This window comes from Celeribacter baekdonensis (assembly GCF_003047105.1).
Lineage (GTDB): Bacteria > Pseudomonadota > Alphaproteobacteria > Rhodobacterales > Rhodobacteraceae > Celeribacter > Celeribacter baekdonensis_B.
Genome location: NZ_CP028475.1, coordinates 3,048,660 through 3,066,407 on the forward strand (window position 1 = coordinate 3,048,660; position 17,748 = coordinate 3,066,407).

Consider the following 17,748-nt stretch of genomic DNA (forward strand, 5'->3'; position numbering starts at 1 on the left):
GCGCTCTCATTAGCGCAGGCACGCCACATGTTAAACTAGCGCAGCCGAGCCACATGTTAAACTAGCGCAGCCGAGCCACATGTTAAACTAGCGCAGCCGAGCCACGACATAATCCGCGATGTCCGACAGCATCTGAACCACCTCACCCGCAGGCAGGGCAGACAGTGCCGCCTTGGCTTTCTCCGCCCAGTCCAGCGCCACGTCGCGGGTCTCGTTGAGTGCGTTGTGACGGTTCAAAAGCGCGATGGCATGATCCAGATCGCCCTCGTCCTGTTTGCCCTTTTCGATGGTTTTCACCCAAAAGGCCCGCTCTGTCTCGTCTGCCTTGGCAATTGCTTTGATCACTGGAAGGGTCAGTTTGCGTTCGCGGAAATCATCGCCGATGTTTTTGCCAGTTTGCGCCGAGCCCCAATAATCCAAAAGATCATCGACGATTTGAAACGAAATCCCAAGCGCATCGCCATAGTCAAACAGCGCTTTGACGACAGCGTCATCCGCTTCGGCCAAAACGCCGCCGACTTCGGTGGCTGCTGAAAACAGCGCGGCGGTTTTGCCGCGCACGACTTGCAAATAGATGCCTTCGTCGGTTTTCAAATCCTGCGCCGCAGTCAGTTGCAGCACTTCGCCCTCGGCGATGGTCGCGGAGGCGTTGGAGAGGATTTGAAGCACGCGCATGTTGTCGGCATCTGTCATCAACTGAAATGCGCGGGCAAAAAGATAATCGCCGACAAGCACCGAAGATTTGTTGTCCCACAACAGGTTTGCCGTGGGCCGCCCGCGCCGTTGCGCACTTTCATCGACCACATCGTCATGCAAAAGCGTGGCGGTGTGAATGAATTCGACCGTGGCCGCGAGGTGAATGTGATAGGGGCCGCTGTAGCCACAGGCTTTAGCTGCCGCCAGTGTCAACATCGGACGCAACCGTTTGCCGCCCGCTTCGATCAAATGCGCGGTGACTTCGGGAATGCGCGGCGCATGTTCAGAGGACATGCGTTCGCGGATCAGGGCATTCACCGCTTCAAGCTCGGGCGCAAGATACGCGGCCAATTGCTCATGCGGTTTGACTGCCGCTTGTTTTGTCGCCTCACCCAAGCCCATGGGACACTCCTCGTCTCGACAAACCCGTCGGTCTGTCTTTAAATCAAGTGATGAAACAGCTCCTGCGCACAACTGACCCGACCCAGATCATCTATGCCAAAGCCATCTTGTCCGGTGAGGATATAGACTGCTTTGAAATGGACGTCCATATGAGCGTCCTCGAGGGTAGCCTTGGCATATTGCCGCGTCGATTGATGGTCTTGGATGATGATCTTAATCAGGCGCGCCGCATTTTGCGTGACCATGATTTTGAATTGGAAGATCTGTGACGGCGGAGACGACCGAGACCTGTGACGCGTTTTTGGGCGGGAGGGTGCAGCTATATCAACCGGCAGAGGGCTATCGCGCCGGTGTTGATCCGGTTTTGTTGGCAGCTGCCACAGCTGCGCAGCCTGGACAGCATGTGTTGGAATTGGGCTGTGGGGCAGGGGCCGCCGCGCTGTGTCTGAATGCGCGCGTTGCGGGACTGTCGCTAACCGGGGTTGAGATGCTACCGATGTATGCCGATCTGGCCCGTCGCAATGTCACTCTGAACAATGCGGATATGACCGTGGTTGAGGCCGATTTGCGGCATCTGCCGCAAGACATAAAGGCGCGTGGCTTTGATCATGTGATTGCCAATCCGCCCTATTATGACCGGGCACGTTCGACCGCTGCCACCAATGCCGGGCGCGATATGGCCCTTGGCGGCGATACGCCACTGAGCGATTGGATTGAGGTGGCGGCGAAGCGCCTTGCGCCCAAAGGCTATTTGACGATGATCCAAAAGGCGGACCGCCTTCCGGACATTTTGACATCTCTGATGGGGCGGCTTGGGTCGGTGCGGGTGCGCGCGATTCAGCCGCGTCTGGGGCGCGTCGCCGAATTGGTGATCGTGCAGGCGCGTAAGGGCGGGCGGGCTGCTTTCGTCATGGAACCGCCCTTGATCATGCATGAGGGCGCGCGTCATCTGCGCGATGGCGAAAGCTACACGGCTCAGGTGTTAACCATCCTGCGCGAAGGCGGGGATTTGCCCTGGGGGCATTAACCCTTTGGCAATATTTCGCGCGCAACCCTGATCACGTCATTTTGTTCCAAAACAAACCCGTGACACGACTCAAATTCTATGGTGCACTTGTTACATAGCTTTTACATTGAAGCTAAATCAAACGAAGAGGAGAAGACATGAGCTTGGTTTCCCACATTGAGGAATTGAAGAAAAAGCACAAATCCCTCTCTGAAGCCGTCGAAATTGCGCAACGCTCCCCAAGCGCAGACGAGCTTCGGATCGCAGACCTGAAAAAGCAGAAACTCCGCATTAAGGAAGAAATCGCGCGGTTGAGTACAACCTAAAGGGGGCTGCGAAACGTCTCTATACGTATTATTATTCGGTCTGGCGGCTTGCGTAAGCGGCCAGTCCGGCACCGGCGGTGATCAAGCCCGCCGAAATCAAAAGCGCCAAACGCGGTTCAGTCACCCCTCCAAGGATCAGAGCCCCCGTTGACAAAAGTGGCGCGGCATATGCCGCTGTTCCAAGCAGTTGAATGTCGCCCTTTTTCATCCCTACATCCCACAAATAAAACGCACCGCCTGCGGGACCAAGTCCCAATGCAATCAGCGCGCCCCAGCCTATTTGGGTTGCGGGCCAAACGGTCTGTTCAAAGGCCAAATGCGTGATCAATGAGAGGACTGCCGACAAAAGGCAAAATACCGCGACAGAGGCGGTGGTGACATGGCCGAGCCGGCGCGAAATCACTGAATATCCGGCCCATGTAAAGGCCCCCGCCAAGGCCAAAAGATAGCCAAGCCCCGCCTCTCCGGCAAAGGATGTGCCGCGCGCAATGACGAGGATCGCCCCCGCCAGCCCAAGCATGGCCCCCACAATGTGCAGCGGGCGTAGGCGTTCGCCGGGGACAAGGCCGGAAAACAGGACGATCAGCAAGGGCCAGAGGTAGGTGATCAATCCCGCTTCCGCCGGAGGGGCAAGGCGCAGGGATGAAAAATACAGGAAGTGAAAGCCAAAAATCCCAAGTGTGCCAAAGCCATAGACCGAGGGCGAGACGCGTTTCAAATCCCGCCATGCACGGTTTTTGGCGATCCAGATCAGGCCAATTCCGCCACCAATGGCAAAGCTCACAGCATTTAGTTGCAGCGCCGGGACCGGCGTGCTGGCCACTGTGAACAGCGCCAAAAGCGCCCAAAGCAGGACGGCGAGAAAGCCGATGGATGTGGCGGTTTTGCGTGTCATTGCGCGAGATAGCCGTAAGTCTTTGAGCGGCGCAATCATAAAAAAAGGGGCCACGCCTGTGACCCCCCTTCAAACTGCATCTCAAAGCCTTAGGTGAGGTATTGACCGCCGTTCGCCGTGATGGTCGAGCCGGTGATAAAGCCCGCCTCATCGGAGGCCAGGAACACCACGCAGCGGGCGATGTCTTCGGGTTCGCCAAGGCGACCAACGGGAATGGTCGAAATGATCGATTCGCGGACTTTTTCCGGCACGGCCATGACCATTTCGGTCGCGATATAGCCGGGGCAAATCACGTTGACGGTGACGCCAGCGCGCGCACCTTCTTGGGCCAAGGCTTTGGTGAACCCGATGTCACCCGCTTTTGCGGCCGAATAGTTCACCTGGCCGAACTGACCTTTTTGACCGTTGATCGACGAAATGTTGATCACGCGGCCAAATTTACGCTCGCGCATGCCCGGCCAGATCGGATGGGTCATGTTGAACACGCCGGAGAGGTTGGTGTCCATGACTTGCTGCCATTGCTCGCGGGTCATCTTGTGGAACGGCGCATCGCGGGTGATGCCCGCGTTGTTGACAAGAATGTCGACCGGGCCAAGCTCGGCCTCGACTTTGGCAATGCCTTCAGCACAGCCATCGTAATCGGCCACGGACCATTTAAAGGTCTTGATGCCGGTTTCCTCGGTGAATTTAGCAGCGGCTTCGTCGTTGCCGGCATAGTTTGCGGCCACGGTGTAACCTGCGTCTTTCAGGGCTTTCGAAATGGCTGCGCCAATCCCGCGCGTTCCCCCGGTCACGATTGCGACTTTGGACATGATACTCCTCCCTATCAAATCTTCTGTTGGAAATCTTGTTATCCAAAATATTCTGCAGCCGCAACAATATTACTTAGCTGATGCAGAAATTTTTTGGCGCGACGGCATCGTCCCATGACATGGCTCCCAATATTCTGGACATGAACACTGTACCGCCCAATCATGACAAACTGAATGCGGTGCGGGATCAAGAGCTATTTTACGAAGGGAGTGTTTGCGCTACCATTTTGTAGGCTTTGGGCTTGTTTTGAGGACAAGCAGTGGGGAGAGGCCGCAAAAGAGGCCCCTCCCAAGTTGGCTATCAGTCGCGTTCAACGCAGAGGGCAACGCCCATACCGCCACCGATGCAAAGCGTGGCGAGGCCTTTTTTGGCATCGCGGCGCTGCATTTCGAACAACAGCGTGTTGAGGATACGTGCACCAGAGGCACCGATCGGGTGGCCAATGGCAATCGCGCCGCCGTTTACGTTCACCACGGCCGGATCCCAGCCCATGTCTTTGTTCACGGCGCAGGCCTGTGCGGCAAAGGCTTCGTTGGCTTCAACCAGATCGAGATCTTCGGCTTTCCAACCGGCTTTCTCAAGCGCCTTGCGTGACGCATGGATCGGGCCAACACCCATGATCGACGGGTCGAGACCGGCGGTCGCATAGGACGCGATGCGGGCCAGCGGTTGGATGCCGCGCTTGGCGGCATTATCTGCCGACATCAAAAGCACACCAGCCGCGCCATCGTTGATCCCCGAGGCGTTGCCTGCGGTGACGGAGCCTTCTTTGTCGAAGGCAGGGCGCAGTTTTTGCATGGACTCCAACGTCGCGCCGTGGCGAATGTATTCGTCGGCATCAACGATGATCTCACCCTTACGGGTTTTGACCGCAAAGGGGATGATTTCATCAGAGAATTTTCCAGCCTTTTGCGCCGCTTCCGCTTTGTTTTGCGAGGCCAAGGCAAAGGCATCCTGCATTTCGCGGGAAATCTGCCATTGATTGGCAACGTTTTCGGCGGTGATGCCCATGTGGTAGCCGTTGAAAGCATCCCAAAGGCCGTCTTTGATCATCGAATCGATGAACTTCATGTCACCCATTTTATGGCCAGCACGGAGGTTGGCGACATGGGGGGACATGGACATGTTTTCCTGGCCGCCGGCACAGATGATATCGGCATCCCCCAACATGATGTGTTGGGTGGCCAGCGCGACAGTACGCAGGCCTGAGCCACAGACTTGGTTGATGCTCCATGCGGCGGATTCTTGCGGCAGGCCAGCATTGATATGGGCTTGGCGTGCCGGGTTTTGACCCTGACCCGCAGTCAGCACCTGACCAAGAATGGTTTCAGACACCTCGCCTTTTTCAATCCCGGCGCGCGCGACCAGCGCTTCAAGGACTGCGGCGCCGAGGTCATGGGCCGGGGTATTGGCGAAAGCGCCCGAAAAGCTGCCGACGGCAGTTCGTGCTGCGGATGCGATAACGACATTGGTCATGATGGTCTTCTCTCTCCCAGAATGGTTGTGGGGAGATTGCCCAATGGCTGGATTTTTTGCAACAATATTGCGCGGCTCCCCACCAAAGGAGTAGGCTGCGGGCGCAGCATTTTCAACCATCAATCCCAAGATGAGGCGGTTTGACGCCCGGCTAGCTGGCTTTTCGGCGTGTTTCTTTGGTTTGCCACGCCGGATCAATTGTGGCCGCACCAAAATAGTGCCCCTGCATGCAATCGATTCCGATTGAACTCAGATATTGGGCATCGGCTTCGGTTTCGACAAATTCGGCCACCGTATACATGTCGAAATGTTTGGCGACAGAGACCAAGGCCTGGGTCAGCACTTGGTTGTCAGGATTGGTCGCGATGCCGCGGATGAAACTGCCATCAATTTTCACAATATCGAAATAGAATTCCTTGAGATAGCGGAAGGCGGTGTAGCCCGCGCCAAAATCATCAAGGGCAAAGGAAATGCCCATGGATTGCAGTTCCTTCATGAAGACGGACACAAGATCGGGCATCACCATGGCGGAGCTTTCGGTGATCTCCAAAATGAGACGTTCGGCGATGGTTACGTTTTTGGACAGGCCGGCATGAAGCGTTTCTTTCCAACGCGGGTAGCCGATAGAGCGAGCCGACATGTTGATCGCAAGGCGCAATGTCGGGTGATCGTTGAGGGCCGCGAGCCCAAGCTCAAGCGCAAGACAGTCGAGTTGGCGGCCGGTTTCGGTGGTCTCGGCGACCTCGATAAATTCGCGCGCAGGAATCACCCGCCCAGTGTGATCCAAAACCCGAATGAGACCTTCGAAAAAAGCAGGACGATCTGGGCGCAGCGTTTGGACAATGGGTTGATAGGCGAGCATCACCTGTTTTTTGCGTAGAGCCGAATGCACCATGTCCATTGTGCTTCGATCACGTTCCGCGACCGCCGCCGACAGGGGGCTACCAAAATCATCGTGGCCATAGAAAGAGTCAGTCATCCCGTCACCTTGCCTTAAAGCATCCGCATTGTAAGACCGACTTTGAAAGACTTGGGATAACGGCGGGTAAACTCTCAAATTTGTTCAAGACTTTAGAGAAATTTTGAGCAAATGCCCAAAGCATTGATGCCGTTTGTGTATTTCTAAATAATCCCGAAATTGGACGAAGACCCGGTGCATTTACATTGAATTTTCCTTTTTATATTGGCGGATTTTTGCGTCCCAAGTTCGCGCATCGCCGCCATGCAGTTTTCATCGGAAAAATCTTCGGCTGGGTTTGAAACGGCTTAACCATATTGAAAGTAACCTTTGCTCAACTGGGACCAAATCAGACAATTGGGCGAAGCATGTCATTTCAAAATTCTGCAACAGCATTTTCCTCAGGTCGTGACGAAGCACCGTTCGCAATTGAGGAACTGTTTTTTTCGCGCACAGATAAGCGCGGTGTGATCGCGTCCGGGAATGAAGTTTTTCGCCGCATTTCTGAATATTCGTGGCAAGAACTTGTCGGCGCGCCCCATAAAATCATTCGGCATCCCGATATGCCGAAGGGTGTTTTTTATATCCTGTGGGAGCGGCTTAAAAAAGGTCTGGCGACCGGGGCTTATGTGAAAAACCGCGCCAAAGATGGTCGGTACTATTGGGTCTATGCGGTCATCTCGCCCATTGACGGCGGCTACGTGTCTGTGCGGATGAAGCCGTCTTCGAAAGTGTTTGCTCAGGCGCAATCCGTCTATGCCGATATGTTGAAACGTGAAGCATCTGAAGGGCTTACGCCTGAACAAAGTGCTGAGAAGATTCGCGAAACATTATCCGGGCTCGGGTTTCCGACCTATTCTGCCTTTAGTTCTTATGCGATTGCGCAAGAAATGGCGGCCAGAGATGCCGCTCTCGACCGTGCCGATGACGGTCGATTGAACAGCATGAAGGACCTTTTGCCGACATTGCAAAACCTTGAAACAGAACAGCAGAAATTGTTCATGACCTTCGCGAAAATCCGGGGGATTCCTTCAAATATGCGTATTGTTGCGTCGCGTTTGGAGCCGGCAGGGGGCCGATTTCTGCAATCTCTCAAAACTATAGGTTGATGTCAGACGAGGTGACCAACCACCTCGGCGGGTTTCGGGTCGAAAATGGCACCCGGAGCATGACCGAATCGGTTCTGTCGCGGGTGCATCATGGTATTTTCATGATGGCCGCCGCTCGGCTTCAGCGTGAAGTGAAGATGGTCGCGTCAGAGGCCTTCGTGACCGGGATAGAGGGTGACGATTTCAAAAATGAAGTGGAGGTGCTCACAACGTTGCTCGACACCTATTCTATCGATTCGGGTTCAGTTCTGGTTTCTGTGTTCAGCGACGTTACGGCTCTGACGCGCTCTGCGAAGGATCTGCGTCAACTTGTGACGGGGCTCGATTCCATTCGAGTGCTGTGCCGTGTCGAAGCTGGGCGTCTTGGGGCAAATTCAGTGTCGCTCATGCCTGTGATTGATCAGCTCGACAAGTTCCACATCGAAATTGATGCGACTTTGGAGAGGATCATGCATCTTTCAGAACGAGTGAAAACACTGGTCGAGGCGTCGATGCCGCGCGTGTTTAATGGGTCTCTGCGCTATCATCATTCGTGAGGTCGTATTCCTTCAACAGTTTGGCCACAATCGCTTGGGCGGAGGGTGAAAACCACTCCGCATCTCCGGTCATGCGTGCGATTTCCTGGCCTTGTGGAGAAATTAAAATCGACACCGGCAGGCCCAGCACTCCCATGTCGCGTGCCATCGCGCCTTTGGGATCAAGTCGCGGCGTCAGCCCTTTGATCTGAGCGGTTTCAAAGAATTTTTCGATTGCGGGTGTGGGGTTATGCCCGGTCGCAATGGGCAGAACCACGAACCCTTTGTTGCCAAACTCTGTGGAGAGCGCATCAAGGGCGGGCATTTCTTTGCGACAGGGCGCACACCATGTGGCCCAGAAATTGAGAAGGACAAGTTTGCCCGCATAATCCGTAAACGTTTCTTCATCGCCCTCCATCGTCATGAACGGCAGCGTACTCACCTCTTTGGGTTCACTGTGAAAGCCCAGTTTTTGTAGGCTTCCATCGCGCAGCTCCATCACGCTTTGCATATCCTGCGCGGTTGCAGGAATTGCACCAAGGCTCAGGGCCGTATAAAGGGTGGCAGCAATCAGATTTTTCAACATGCGGGTGTGTCCATGACCGATAAGAAATCAAACGCGATGTGGGGCGGGCGTTTCGCCGCCGGACCTGACGCGATTATGGAAGCGATCAATGCGTCCATTGGTTTCGACAAACGACTGGCCTCCCAAGATATCGCGGGTTCGCGCGCCCATGCTTTGATGCTCGCGCAACAGGGCATCATCACGGATAACGATGCTCAGGCCATTCGGGAAGGCCTTCTCACGGTATTGTCAGAAATCGAAACAGGCGCGTTCGTCTTTTCCACGGCGCTTGAGGACATTCATATGAATGTCGAATCCCGCCTCAAAGAGATCATCGGTGAACCGGCCGGGCGGTTGCACACGGCGCGCTCGCGTAATGATCAGGTGGCCACCGATTTCAAACTGTGGACCCGCGATCAAATGGATGCGGCGGTTTCTGGCCTTGAGGCCTTGATCCGTGCGTTGATGGCGCAGGCCGAAAAGGGCGCTGATTGGGTCATGCCCGGCTTCACCCATCTGCAAACCGCGCAGCCGGTGACCTGGGGGCATCATATGATGGCCTATGTCGAAATGTTTGGCCGCGATATGTCCCGGTTCAAAGATGCGCGCGCCCGGATGAACGAAAGCCCGTTGGGCTCTGCCGCCCTTGCGGGAACGGGGTTTCCGATTGATCGCCACATGACGGCTGAGGCGCTGGGCTTTGACCGTCCGACCGCCAACTCATTGGATGCCGTGGCCGATCGGGACTTTGGGCTCGAATTTCTGAGCTGTGCGTCGATCACGGCCATGCACCTGTCGCGTTTTGCCGAAGAATTGGTGATCTGGTCCTCGGCTCAGTTCCGTTTTGTTGCGCTTTCGGACCGGTTTTCCACAGGATCTTCGATTATGCCGCAAAAGAAAAACCCTGATGCCGCTGAATTGATCCGCGCCAAGGTGGGGCGGATTTTTGGCGCCAATGTCGCGTTGATGATGGTGATGAAAGGCCTGCCTTTGGCCTATTCCAAAGACATGCAAGAAGACAAAGAACAGGTGTTCGACGCCGCCGACAACCTCATGTTGGCCCTCGCCGCGATGACCGGAATGGTGTCAGATATGAACGCCAACACCGATAATTTGCGCGCTGCGGCGGCTTCTGGCTTCTCCACCGCGACCGATCTTGCCGATTGGTTGGTGCGCGAAGCGGGCCTGCCGTTTCGCGATGCACACCATGTCACCGGCGCACTGGTGGCGATGGCTGAGAAAAAGGGCTGTGATTTGCCCGATCTGAGCCTGGAGGAGATGACATCCGTTCACGAAGCGATCACCGAAGGCGTCTATGACGTGTTAACAGTTGAAAATTCGGTCGCATCTCGCACAAGCTACGGAGGCACGGCGCCCTCGCAGGTCCGTGCGCAAATTGCGCGTTGGAAAGAGGTGCTTGGATGATCCGTTTTATATCTGCTGTGGCGATGATCGGCCTTGTGGGCTGTGGTGTGAATGGCGATCCCGTCAAGCCGGAGGTGGGTGTGTCCACCACCGTGGGCGTGAATTCCAAACGCGGAAGTTACACCGACACGTCGGTTAACATTCACATTCCGCTGAACTGACTGAGGGCCCTCAGGCCCGGCATCTGAAAGACCCCCTATGGATCATTTCCTTTATCGAGACGGTGTGTTGTACGCCGAAGACGTGCCTGTGTCCGACATCGCGGCACAGGTCGGCACGCCGTTTTATGTCTATTCCACCGCCACATTGACACGCCATTTTAAGCTGTTCGACGAGGCCTTGGGGGGATGGATCACCTGATCTGTTTCGCGATGAAATCGAACTCTAATCTTGCCGTGCTCAAACTCATGGGCGAGTTGGGGGCGGGGATCGACGTGGTCTCCATCGGGGAATACCTCAAGGCCAAAGCAGCAGGTCTGCCGGGGGATCGGATTGTGTTTTCCGGGGTCGGCAAAACCCGCGACGAAATGCGTCAGGCGCTGATCGGGGCATCCGTCAATTTAACGTCGAAAGCGAACCCGAGCTTGAGGCGCTCAATGAGGTGGCGATGTCTTTGGGCGTCAAAGCCCCGATTGCCCTGCGGGTGAACCCGGATGTGGACGCCAAAACCCATGCGAAAATCGCCACGGGGAAATCCGAAAACAAATTCGGCATTCCGATTGCCACCTGCCGCGATGTCTATGCCCGCGCAGGCCAAATGGACGGCATCGACGTGGTTGGCATTGACGTTCATATCGGCTCGCAATTGACCGAACTTGCGCCGTTTGAATTGGCCTTCACGAAGGTGGCGGAATTGACCGAAGCCCTGCGCGCCGATGGTCACAACATCCGCCGGCTTGATCTTGGCGGTGGTCTGGGTATTCCCTACGAGCGCTCAAATGAGGCCCCGCCGCTGCCAGTGGAATATGGTGATGTGATCCGCAACACCGTGGGCCATCTGGGCTGTGAGATCGAGATTGAGCCGGGGCGGCTGATTTCCGGCAATGCCGGGATTTTGGTGTCCTCGCTGATCTATCTCAAACATGGCGAAGGCCGTGATTTTCTTATCCTCGATGCGGCGATGAACGATCTTGTGCGCCCGTCGATGTATGACGCCCATCATGACATCATTCCGGTGATTGAACCCGGTGCAGGTGTGGAACAATTGCCCTATGACATTGTTGGTCCGGTGTGCGAAACTGGCGATACCTTTGCAAAGGCGCGCAACATGCCGCTTTTGGCGGAGGGGGATTTGGTCGCTTTCCGTTCGGCAGGCGCTTATGGCGCGGTGATGGCGTCGGAATATAATTCCCGCCCGCTCATTCCCGAGGTTTTGGTGAAAGACGATCAATTCGCTGTCATCCGCCCGCGTCCGAGCTTTGAAGAGATGATAAATCGCGATACCATTCCTCAATGGCTTTGACATCCGCGCGATCCAGCGCGGCAAAACGGGCTGGATCGGGCGAGCGGCATGGGATTTGATCAAGAAAAACGGACCCTTGAACTGAACGGGCCATTGGCGCGTCGGGTGCGTTTGGCTTTGACTGTCACGGCTGCCGGGCTTTGGCTTGAACGCATTGGACAGGCCTTTTGGCCGTTTTTCTCAATCTTGGTTGGGTTTTGTGGGGTTGCCCTTTTAGGTCTGCATGATCTTTTGCCCGCCTTGGCGCGTACTCTCGTTTTGGCTGGGGTCGCCATGGCGCTTGTTGCCAGTTTCGGCGTAGGGCTCTGGCAGTTCCGCCGTCCCGCGCCGCATGCGGCTTTGGCGCGGGTGGATGCAACCTTGCCGGGCCAGCCGTTGCAGGCGCTCACCGATACGCCTCTGATCGGCGGGGATGATCCAGCATCAAACAGCCTTTGGACGGCCCACCGCGCCCGTATGTTGATACGTCTCAACAGTATACGCGCTGTCGGTCCAACCCTGCGTCTGTCTGCCGCCGACCCCTATGCTTTGCGTCTGATGGCGCTCACGGTGCTTGGCATGGGAGGGCTGTTTGGCTCGCTTGAACAGGCTCGCACGACCACCGATTTGGGCAGTTCCGGGCCTGATATTGCCGCTGGGCCAAATTGGGAAGGCTGGGTGCAGCCTCCGGCCTACTCGGGAAAGCCGACGCTGTATCTGGGGGATTTGAAAGACGAGTTTGACGTTCCAAAAGGTTCCACTGTAACCGTGCGCTTTTATGGTGAGGCGGGGGTTTTGACTCTGTCCGAAACCGTATCTGGCGAGCCGATCATGGGCACAAATGCCGCGCCGGATTTTGCCGTGCGCCAACCGGGTGAGATCGAAATTGACGGGCCAACGGGGCGTCTATGGGATGTGGCGTTGCAGCCGGATGCAGCCCCCACGGCCGAATTGATTGGCGCGATGACCCGCGCGCCCGCGGGCGAGACCCGGCAAAATTTCCGCCTCACCGATGATTTCGGGGTGACGCGCGCGGTGCTGACGATCACGCGCGACCCGGAGGCGGTGGAAAAACGCTATGGCTATGTTTTGCCACCCGAAGATCGCCCGGCGCTTGAGGTCTCAGTGCCGCTGCCGCAGATCGGGGATCGCCGCGAGATCGAAGGCATGATTGGTGAAAACCTGGCTCAACACCCGTTTGCGGGCTTGCCGGTTCAGATTTCTCTCACGGCGTGGGATGAGGCCGGGCAGGCCAGCGAGGAGGCAATCGGCGAGGCCATCCTGCCGACGCGACGGTTCTTTGATCCGCTGGCGGCAGCTTTGATTGATGTCCGCCAAGAGCTGTTGTGGAACCGCGAAAACGCCGCGCGCGCCGCCCAAGTGATCCGTGCGGTCACCGTCGATCCGACGCAACTGTTCGATGATATGCGCCATTATTTCCGCCTGCGCGAGGTGGTCGGTGTGATCGAGGGGCGCGAGGGCACGCTGAGCGATGCGCAGCTGACGGATGTGGCGGGCGCGCTTTGGGAGATCGCGCTTTTGCTCGAAGACGGCCAGTTGAAAGACGCGCTTGAGCGGCTGCATCGAGCCCAGGAGCGGTTGAGCCAAGCGATGCGGGACGGGGCGACGCCTGAGGAAATCCAAAAGTTGATGCAGGAGCTGCGCGAGGCGACCCGCGATTATATGCAGCAATTGGCCGAGCAGCAGGGCGAGCAAGGCGACGGCACCGACATGCCCGATCAAGGTCAACAGGACGGTCAGAAAATCACCGGCGATCAGTTGCAACAATTGATGGATCGCATTCAGGAATTGATGGAGCAGGGCCGAATGGCTGAGGCGCAGCAGCTTTTGGACATGCTGGCCGAAATGCTTGAAAACATGCGCGTCACTCAAAGCGAAGGGCAGGGCCAAGGCGGCGAGGGCATGCAAGGCTTGCAAGACATGCTGCGCGACCAACAACAGCTCAATGACGATACGTTTTCCGACTTGCAGGAACAGTTCGGTGGCGGTCAGCCGCGGGGAGAGCGGGGGGAACAAGGGGATCAAGGCGAAGGTCAGCCGCAGGGCGAGCAGCCCCAGACGGGCGAAGGTCAGGATGGCAAAGGGCAGGGCACGGAGCCGAATGGTCAATCCCTGGCCGAGCGCCAGCAGGCTTTGCGTGATCAATTGGCGCGTCAACGCCAGTCACTGAATGGTGCAGATGGTGGCGACGAAGAGGGGCTTGGCGGCGCTTTGGATCGGGCGGATCGGGCGATGGATGAGGCCGAAGAGGCGCTTGGCCAAAACGATTTGTCCGGCGCGCTCGACAGTCAGGCCGAAGCGATGGAAGCCCTGCGCGAAGGGATGCGCCAGCTTGGTGACCAACAGGCGCAATCCCAGCAGGAGCAAGAGGGCCAGCAAGGCGAAGCGGGTGGGCAATCCGGCAGTGATCCAATGCGGCGTGATCCGCTTGGGCGCGCGGCTGGGGACACTGGCCGGTTTGGCTCAGACGAGCAACTTTATGAGGGCGAAGACGTGTATCGCCGGGCGGAGGAACTCACCGATGAAATTCGCCGCCGCTCCGCCGAACAAGATCGGCCAGAAGACGAGCGCGACTATTTAAACCGCCTTTTGGATCGGTTTTGAGCGCAGGGGCGTTGATCTCACTCAGCTGTTGAGTTGGCTCAACAGCGCGTTGAGGCGGGCACTTGCCGCCGACATGGCGCGATCCATCCAGGCGCGGAACCCGTTTGCCACCGTGACATAGGCGTCCATAACGCCCGCGAGTGAGGGGACCTTTTGCGCGATCAGCGGCGCAAAGAGATACAGCCCGACCAAGACCACGGTGAGCAGCACCAAAAGCCCAAAGCCGGTGCGGAAGCTGGAGCGTTCGGCGCGGGCGCGACGGGTGTCTTCGTCGGGCACCGTGCCGTCGTCGTCTCGGTCAGATGCGGCGCTGAGGGTGGAGTTGATTTCTTCGATGTCGGGCAACAGATCGCGGCGCTTGCCGGTGACTGCGGCGGCACTCCCGGCAATGATCCCCGAATCCGCCGGATCAAGCCCGCGCAACCGCGCCATACGGTCGCGAAGGCTCTTTTTGGCGGCGTCTTGGGATGGCTCTTCCAGTCCCAAATCAGGCTGGGATTCAAGCGGATCACTTTCCGGGCGGCGCATGGTTTGGTCAAACTCGACCTCGGCGCGCAGGATGTCACGCACGCTGTCCTTGAGCACAGAGCTGCGCCGGGCCTCGTCGATCGGCGTGTCCTCGTCTGCGGCATCGGTGTCATCCGCACCATCGTCAATGTCCGCTTCCGCTTCCGCTTTCACGTCGGGTTCGGGCGTGATCTCTGGTGCAGGCGCGGCTTTCGGTTCGGCTTCCGGTGATGGCTCTGCTTCGATGTCGGGCTCAGGCTCCGTGTCAAAATGGGGCGTCTCGGGGCCGGGGGCGTCCGGTGTGGCACCGAAATCGCCTTGCTCCGTCGCCTCTTCGGGCACCTCGTACCCGAGCTCTTCCGCCAGATCATTGTCTTTATGTGCGGGTTGTTGAAACCAAGTGTGACCACAGTTTGAACATTGAACATCCCGCCCCGTGTCGGGAATGACACGTGCGTCAACTTCGTATTGCGCTCCGCAATTGGGACAAATAAGCCGCATTTTTTCCCCTGCCACAGCAAAATCCGTGCTTAGCACGCTTTCTTTGACGGAATTGTTAACGTCCCAAGTCAGATTGTCCATGTTTTTGCGACAGTTGCATTGAAAGCTTTTGACCAGTGAGGCAAAACTGTCGCGACAGAGAACAGGGGTTTGGGTGTGATCGAGTTTCATGATGCTGGCTACGGCTACGGGGGGCGAGAGCTTCTCACGGAGATGACGCTCTCTCTTGCGCCGGGCTCCTTTCACTTTTTAACCGGCCCTTCGGGGACGGGAAAAACCACGTTTCTTAAACTGTGCTACCGCGAGCTTCAGGCGACGGCAGGGCGGGTTTCGATCCTGGGGCAGGACACCCGCGATATGGGCCGTGACGAGGTGGCTCAACTCAGGCGCAAGATCGGTGTGGTGCATCAGGACTGTCAATTTCTGGATCATTTGAGCTTGGCCGAAAACGTGGCCCTGCCTTTGACCGTGGCCGATCGACCGCGCGACGATCAGGATTTGGTGGATCTTTTGGCTTGGGTCGGATTGAGCGAACAGATCAAAGCCAAGCCGCCAGAACTGTCGGGCGGCGAACGTCAACGCGCCGCTTTGGCGCGGGCCGTGATCATGTCCCCCGATGTGATTTTGGCCGATGAACCGACCGGCAATGTCGATTGGGAGATGTCTTTGCGGCTGTTGCAATTGTTGGTCGAACTCAATCGAATGGGCAAAACCGTGGTGATTGCGACCCATGACATGCATTTGATCAGGCAAGCGAAATCGCAGGTGCAAGCGCGCGTGTTGCGGATTTCCAATCGCCGTATCCAACAGGCGGGGGTGGATCTATGAGAACCATTCTTTTGCCGTTCCTTAATTTCTCCGAAAGCGCGCAAGGCCGCGTTGTGCCGCCCTCGGGCTTTACTGCGCGTCTGACGGTTCTCACGGCTGCTGCGATGGCATTTTTGGCGGTGTTTGCGCTGGCTTTGTCTTTGGCGACGGGCCGATTGGCCGAACGTTGGGGCAATGAGTTGGCGCGTGCGTCCACCGTGCGGATTTCGGCGCCCGAGGATCAGGTCGACGCCCAGATCAAAGCGGCGCTTGATGTGCTGAACACCACGCCGGGCGTCGCCTCGGCGCGGGCCTTGAGCCGGGACGAAGAAATGGCCCTGCTTGAGCCCTGGTTCGGTCCGTCTTTGCCGGTTGATACCTTGCCTTTGCCGGCGCTGATCGAAGTGATTGAAACGACGGAGGGCTATGATGGCGAAGGTCTGAGATTGCGTTTGGCCGGAGAGGCCCCCGGTGCGGTTCTTGATGATCACAGCCGCTGGCGTCGCCCGTTGATCAAGGCCGCCAGTCGGCTTCGGCTTTTGGGCTATGTGTCTTTGATTTTGATGACTTGCGTGACTGCGGGGATGATCACTTTGGCCGCCAATGCAGCACTCGCCGCCAATGCTCAAGTGATCCGCACCCTGCGTCTTGTCGGCGCCACGGACAGCTATATCGCCCGCGCCTTTGAACGCCGCTTTACGTTGCGCGGCTTTACCGGGGCCGTCATCGGTGCGTTTCTCGGCACGGTCGCGGTGGCGCTTTTGCCCTCGGCGCAGCAAGAAGGCGGATTTCTCACCGGACTTGGCTTTTCCGGGCTACAGTGGTTCTGGCCCTTTGTGATCCCGCCGCTGGCGGCCTTTGTGGCGTTTTTGGCCACTCGGTTTGCCGCGCTGCAAACGCTACGGAGATTGATGTGATGCTCTATCCGATCCAATGGATCCTCTCTTTGATCTTCGTGGTTCAGATGTATCTGGCGATGATTGTTCTGGCGATTGTCTTTACGCCCTTCGCGATGATCAACCGGGTTTATGCCTATGCTGCATGCCGGACCTATTGCCGTTGGGTGCGGTTTTCGGCGCGTTGGCTTGTTGGGCTACGCTCTGAAATTCGTGGTGATATCCCAACAGATGAGGTTTTGATCGCCTCCAAACACCAAAGTTTTTTCGACATTATCATGATCGTTTCGGTTGTCCCGCGGCCCAAATTCATCATGAAAAAGCAACTGAGCTTGGCCCCGATTGTTGGTTACTACGCCAAGCGGATCGGCTGTGTTGCGGTGGATCGCGGTAAGCGCGGCCAAGCGATCAAAAAGATGGTTGCGGATGTCAAATCCGGTTCCTCCTTGCCGGGGCAATTGATCATTTTCCCGCAGGGCACGCGTGTGGCTGCGGGGGTGCATATGCCCTATAAAGTGGGCACCGGTGTTTTATATGAACAAACCGGCCAAGACATCGTGCCCGCCGCAACCAATGTGGGGGTCTTCTGGCCGCGCCATGGGATCTATCGCGCACGCGGTTTGGCCGTGGTTGAGTTCCTGCCTCGGATCACATCGGGAAAGTCGATCAAAGAGGTGATGACAGAGCTGGAAGAGGTGGTTGAAATCGCCTCGGATCATTTGATGGGGGAGGCCGGGTTTTCCGCGCCGTCGAGCAAAACGTAAGCTGTCATCATTTTGTGATCC

The 17,748-nt window shown here is 57.0% G+C and carries 18 protein-coding genes and 1 pseudogene; 12 read left to right on the forward strand and 7 right to left on the reverse strand.

Translation table 11 applies throughout. The features are described from left to right. Positions 1–87: 87 nt before the first annotated feature. On the reverse strand, positions 88–1,098 hold the full coding sequence (locus DA792_RS18660; protein ID WP_107721951.1) for a polyprenyl synthetase family protein: 1,011 nt from the start codon (positions 1,096–1,098) through the stop codon (positions 88–90). 50 nt (positions 1,099–1,148) lie between these two features. On the opposite strand from DA792_RS18660, the gene DA792_RS18665 reads away from it, so the two are divergent. The 3 genes from DA792_RS18665 to DA792_RS18675 all read left to right on the forward strand — a co-directional run bounded on the left by DA792_RS18665 (position 1,149) and on the right by DA792_RS18675 (position 2,430). Continuing rightward, positions 1,149–1,367, forward strand: coding sequence for a putative signal transducing protein (locus DA792_RS18665; protein ID WP_107721953.1), 219 nt, complete (start codon positions 1,149–1,151; stop codon positions 1,365–1,367). Then, positions 1,364–2,125, forward strand: a complete 762-nt coding sequence (locus tag DA792_RS18670; protein WP_107721955.1) for a tRNA1(Val) (adenine(37)-N6)-methyltransferase — start codon at positions 1,364–1,366, stop codon at positions 2,123–2,125. Before DA792_RS18665 ends, DA792_RS18670 begins: the two co-directional genes overlap by 4 nt. A 137-nt stretch (positions 2,126–2,262) precedes the next feature. Further along, complete coding sequence (locus tag DA792_RS18675) at positions 2,263–2,430, forward strand: YdcH family protein (RefSeq protein ID WP_107721957.1); 168 nt, start codon at positions 2,263–2,265, stop codon at positions 2,428–2,430. Positions 2,431–2,461: 31 nt separating this feature from the next. On the opposite strand, the gene yddG is transcribed toward DA792_RS18675, so the two are convergent. The 4 genes from yddG to DA792_RS18695 form a co-directional block, all read right to left on the reverse strand. Continuing rightward, the gene (yddG, locus tag DA792_RS18680) at positions 2,462–3,325 is read right to left on the reverse strand and encodes an aromatic amino acid exporter YddG (RefSeq protein ID WP_107721959.1); all 864 of its coding nucleotides are present in this window, start codon (positions 3,323–3,325) and stop codon (positions 2,462–2,464) included. Positions 3,326–3,414: 89 nt separating this feature from the next. Then, entirely contained in the window at positions 3,415–4,137 is a 723-nt protein-coding gene (locus DA792_RS18685) for a beta-ketoacyl-ACP reductase (RefSeq protein ID WP_107721961.1), read from the reverse strand. A 301-nt stretch (positions 4,138–4,438) separates the two neighbouring features. Then, positions 4,439–5,614: an acetyl-CoA C-acetyltransferase gene (locus DA792_RS18690; RefSeq protein ID WP_107721963.1), complete on the reverse strand. Its 1,176-nt coding sequence runs from the start codon at positions 5,612–5,614 to the stop codon at positions 4,439–4,441. A 151-nt stretch (positions 5,615–5,765) separates the two neighbouring features. Next, positions 5,766–6,593 carry an EAL domain-containing protein gene (locus tag DA792_RS18695; RefSeq protein ID WP_107721966.1) on the reverse strand — a complete coding sequence of 276 codons (828 nt, stop codon included), beginning with the start codon at positions 6,591–6,593 and terminating at the stop codon, positions 5,766–5,768. Between the two features lie 347 nt (positions 6,594–6,940). Between DA792_RS18695 and DA792_RS18700 the strand changes: the two genes are divergently transcribed. Then, positions 6,941–7,681 carry a PAS domain-containing protein gene (locus tag DA792_RS18700; RefSeq protein ID WP_107721968.1) on the forward strand — a complete coding sequence of 247 codons (741 nt, stop codon included), beginning with the start codon at positions 6,941–6,943 and terminating at the stop codon, positions 7,679–7,681. Continuing rightward, positions 7,681–8,217: a hypothetical protein gene (locus DA792_RS18705; RefSeq protein WP_107721970.1), complete on the forward strand. Its 537-nt coding sequence runs from the start codon at positions 7,681–7,683 to the stop codon at positions 8,215–8,217. Before DA792_RS18700 ends, DA792_RS18705 begins: the two co-directional genes overlap by 1 nt. Here the strand turns inward: DA792_RS18705 and DA792_RS18710 are convergent. Then, on the reverse strand, positions 8,186–8,782 hold the full coding sequence (locus DA792_RS18710; RefSeq protein ID WP_199908091.1) for a TlpA family protein disulfide reductase: 597 nt from the start codon (positions 8,780–8,782) through the stop codon (positions 8,186–8,188). The genes DA792_RS18705 and DA792_RS18710 overlap by 32 nt on opposite strands. Positions 8,783–8,794: 12 nt before the next feature. Here DA792_RS18710 and argH point away from each other — a divergent pair, with 12 nt between their 5' ends. From argH to DA792_RS18725, 4 genes and pseudogenes are all read left to right on the forward strand, one after another. Further along, on the forward strand, positions 8,795–10,186 hold the full coding sequence (gene argH / locus DA792_RS18715) for an argininosuccinate lyase (protein ID WP_107721972.1): 1,392 nt from the start codon (positions 8,795–8,797) through the stop codon (positions 10,184–10,186). Then, the gene (locus tag DA792_RS22470; protein ID WP_199908092.1) at positions 10,183–10,347 is read left to right on the forward strand and encodes a hypothetical protein; all 165 of its coding nucleotides are present in this window, start codon (positions 10,183–10,185) and stop codon (positions 10,345–10,347) included. The genes argH and DA792_RS22470 overlap by 4 nt, the downstream gene beginning before the upstream one ends. A 37-nt stretch (positions 10,348–10,384) precedes the next feature. Continuing rightward, positions 10,385–11,648, forward strand: a pseudogene (lysA, locus tag DA792_RS18720) (diaminopimelate decarboxylase). Between the two features lie 48 nt (positions 11,649–11,696). Beyond that, positions 11,697–14,252, forward strand: a complete 2,556-nt coding sequence (locus tag DA792_RS18725; protein ID WP_107721974.1) for a DUF4175 domain-containing protein — start codon at positions 11,697–11,699, stop codon at positions 14,250–14,252. Between the two features lie 21 nt (positions 14,253–14,273). Here the strand turns inward: DA792_RS18725 and DA792_RS18730 are convergent, their stop codons facing one another. Next, positions 14,274–15,431 carry a zinc-ribbon domain-containing protein gene (locus DA792_RS18730; protein WP_107721976.1) on the reverse strand — a complete coding sequence of 386 codons (1,158 nt, stop codon included), beginning with the start codon at positions 15,429–15,431 and terminating at the stop codon, positions 14,274–14,276. 42 nt (positions 15,432–15,473) lie between these two features. Here DA792_RS18730 and DA792_RS18735 point away from each other — a divergent pair, with 42 nt between their 5' ends. The 3 genes from DA792_RS18735 to DA792_RS18745 are packed head-to-tail and all read left to right on the forward strand — an operon-like array spanning position 15,474 to position 17,727. After that, positions 15,474–16,088, forward strand: coding sequence for a cell division ATP-binding protein FtsE (locus DA792_RS18735; RefSeq protein ID WP_417267997.1), 615 nt, complete (start codon positions 15,474–15,476; stop codon positions 16,086–16,088). After that, positions 16,085–16,984, forward strand: coding sequence for a cell division protein FtsX (locus tag DA792_RS18740; RefSeq protein ID WP_107721978.1), 900 nt, complete (start codon positions 16,085–16,087; stop codon positions 16,982–16,984). Before DA792_RS18735 ends, DA792_RS18740 begins: the two co-directional genes overlap by 4 nt. After that, the gene (locus DA792_RS18745) at positions 16,984–17,727 is read left to right on the forward strand and encodes a lysophospholipid acyltransferase family protein (protein ID WP_107721980.1); all 744 of its coding nucleotides are present in this window, start codon (positions 16,984–16,986) and stop codon (positions 17,725–17,727) included. The genes DA792_RS18740 and DA792_RS18745 overlap by 1 nt, the downstream gene beginning before the upstream one ends. Positions 17,728–17,748: the final 21 nt, after the last annotated feature.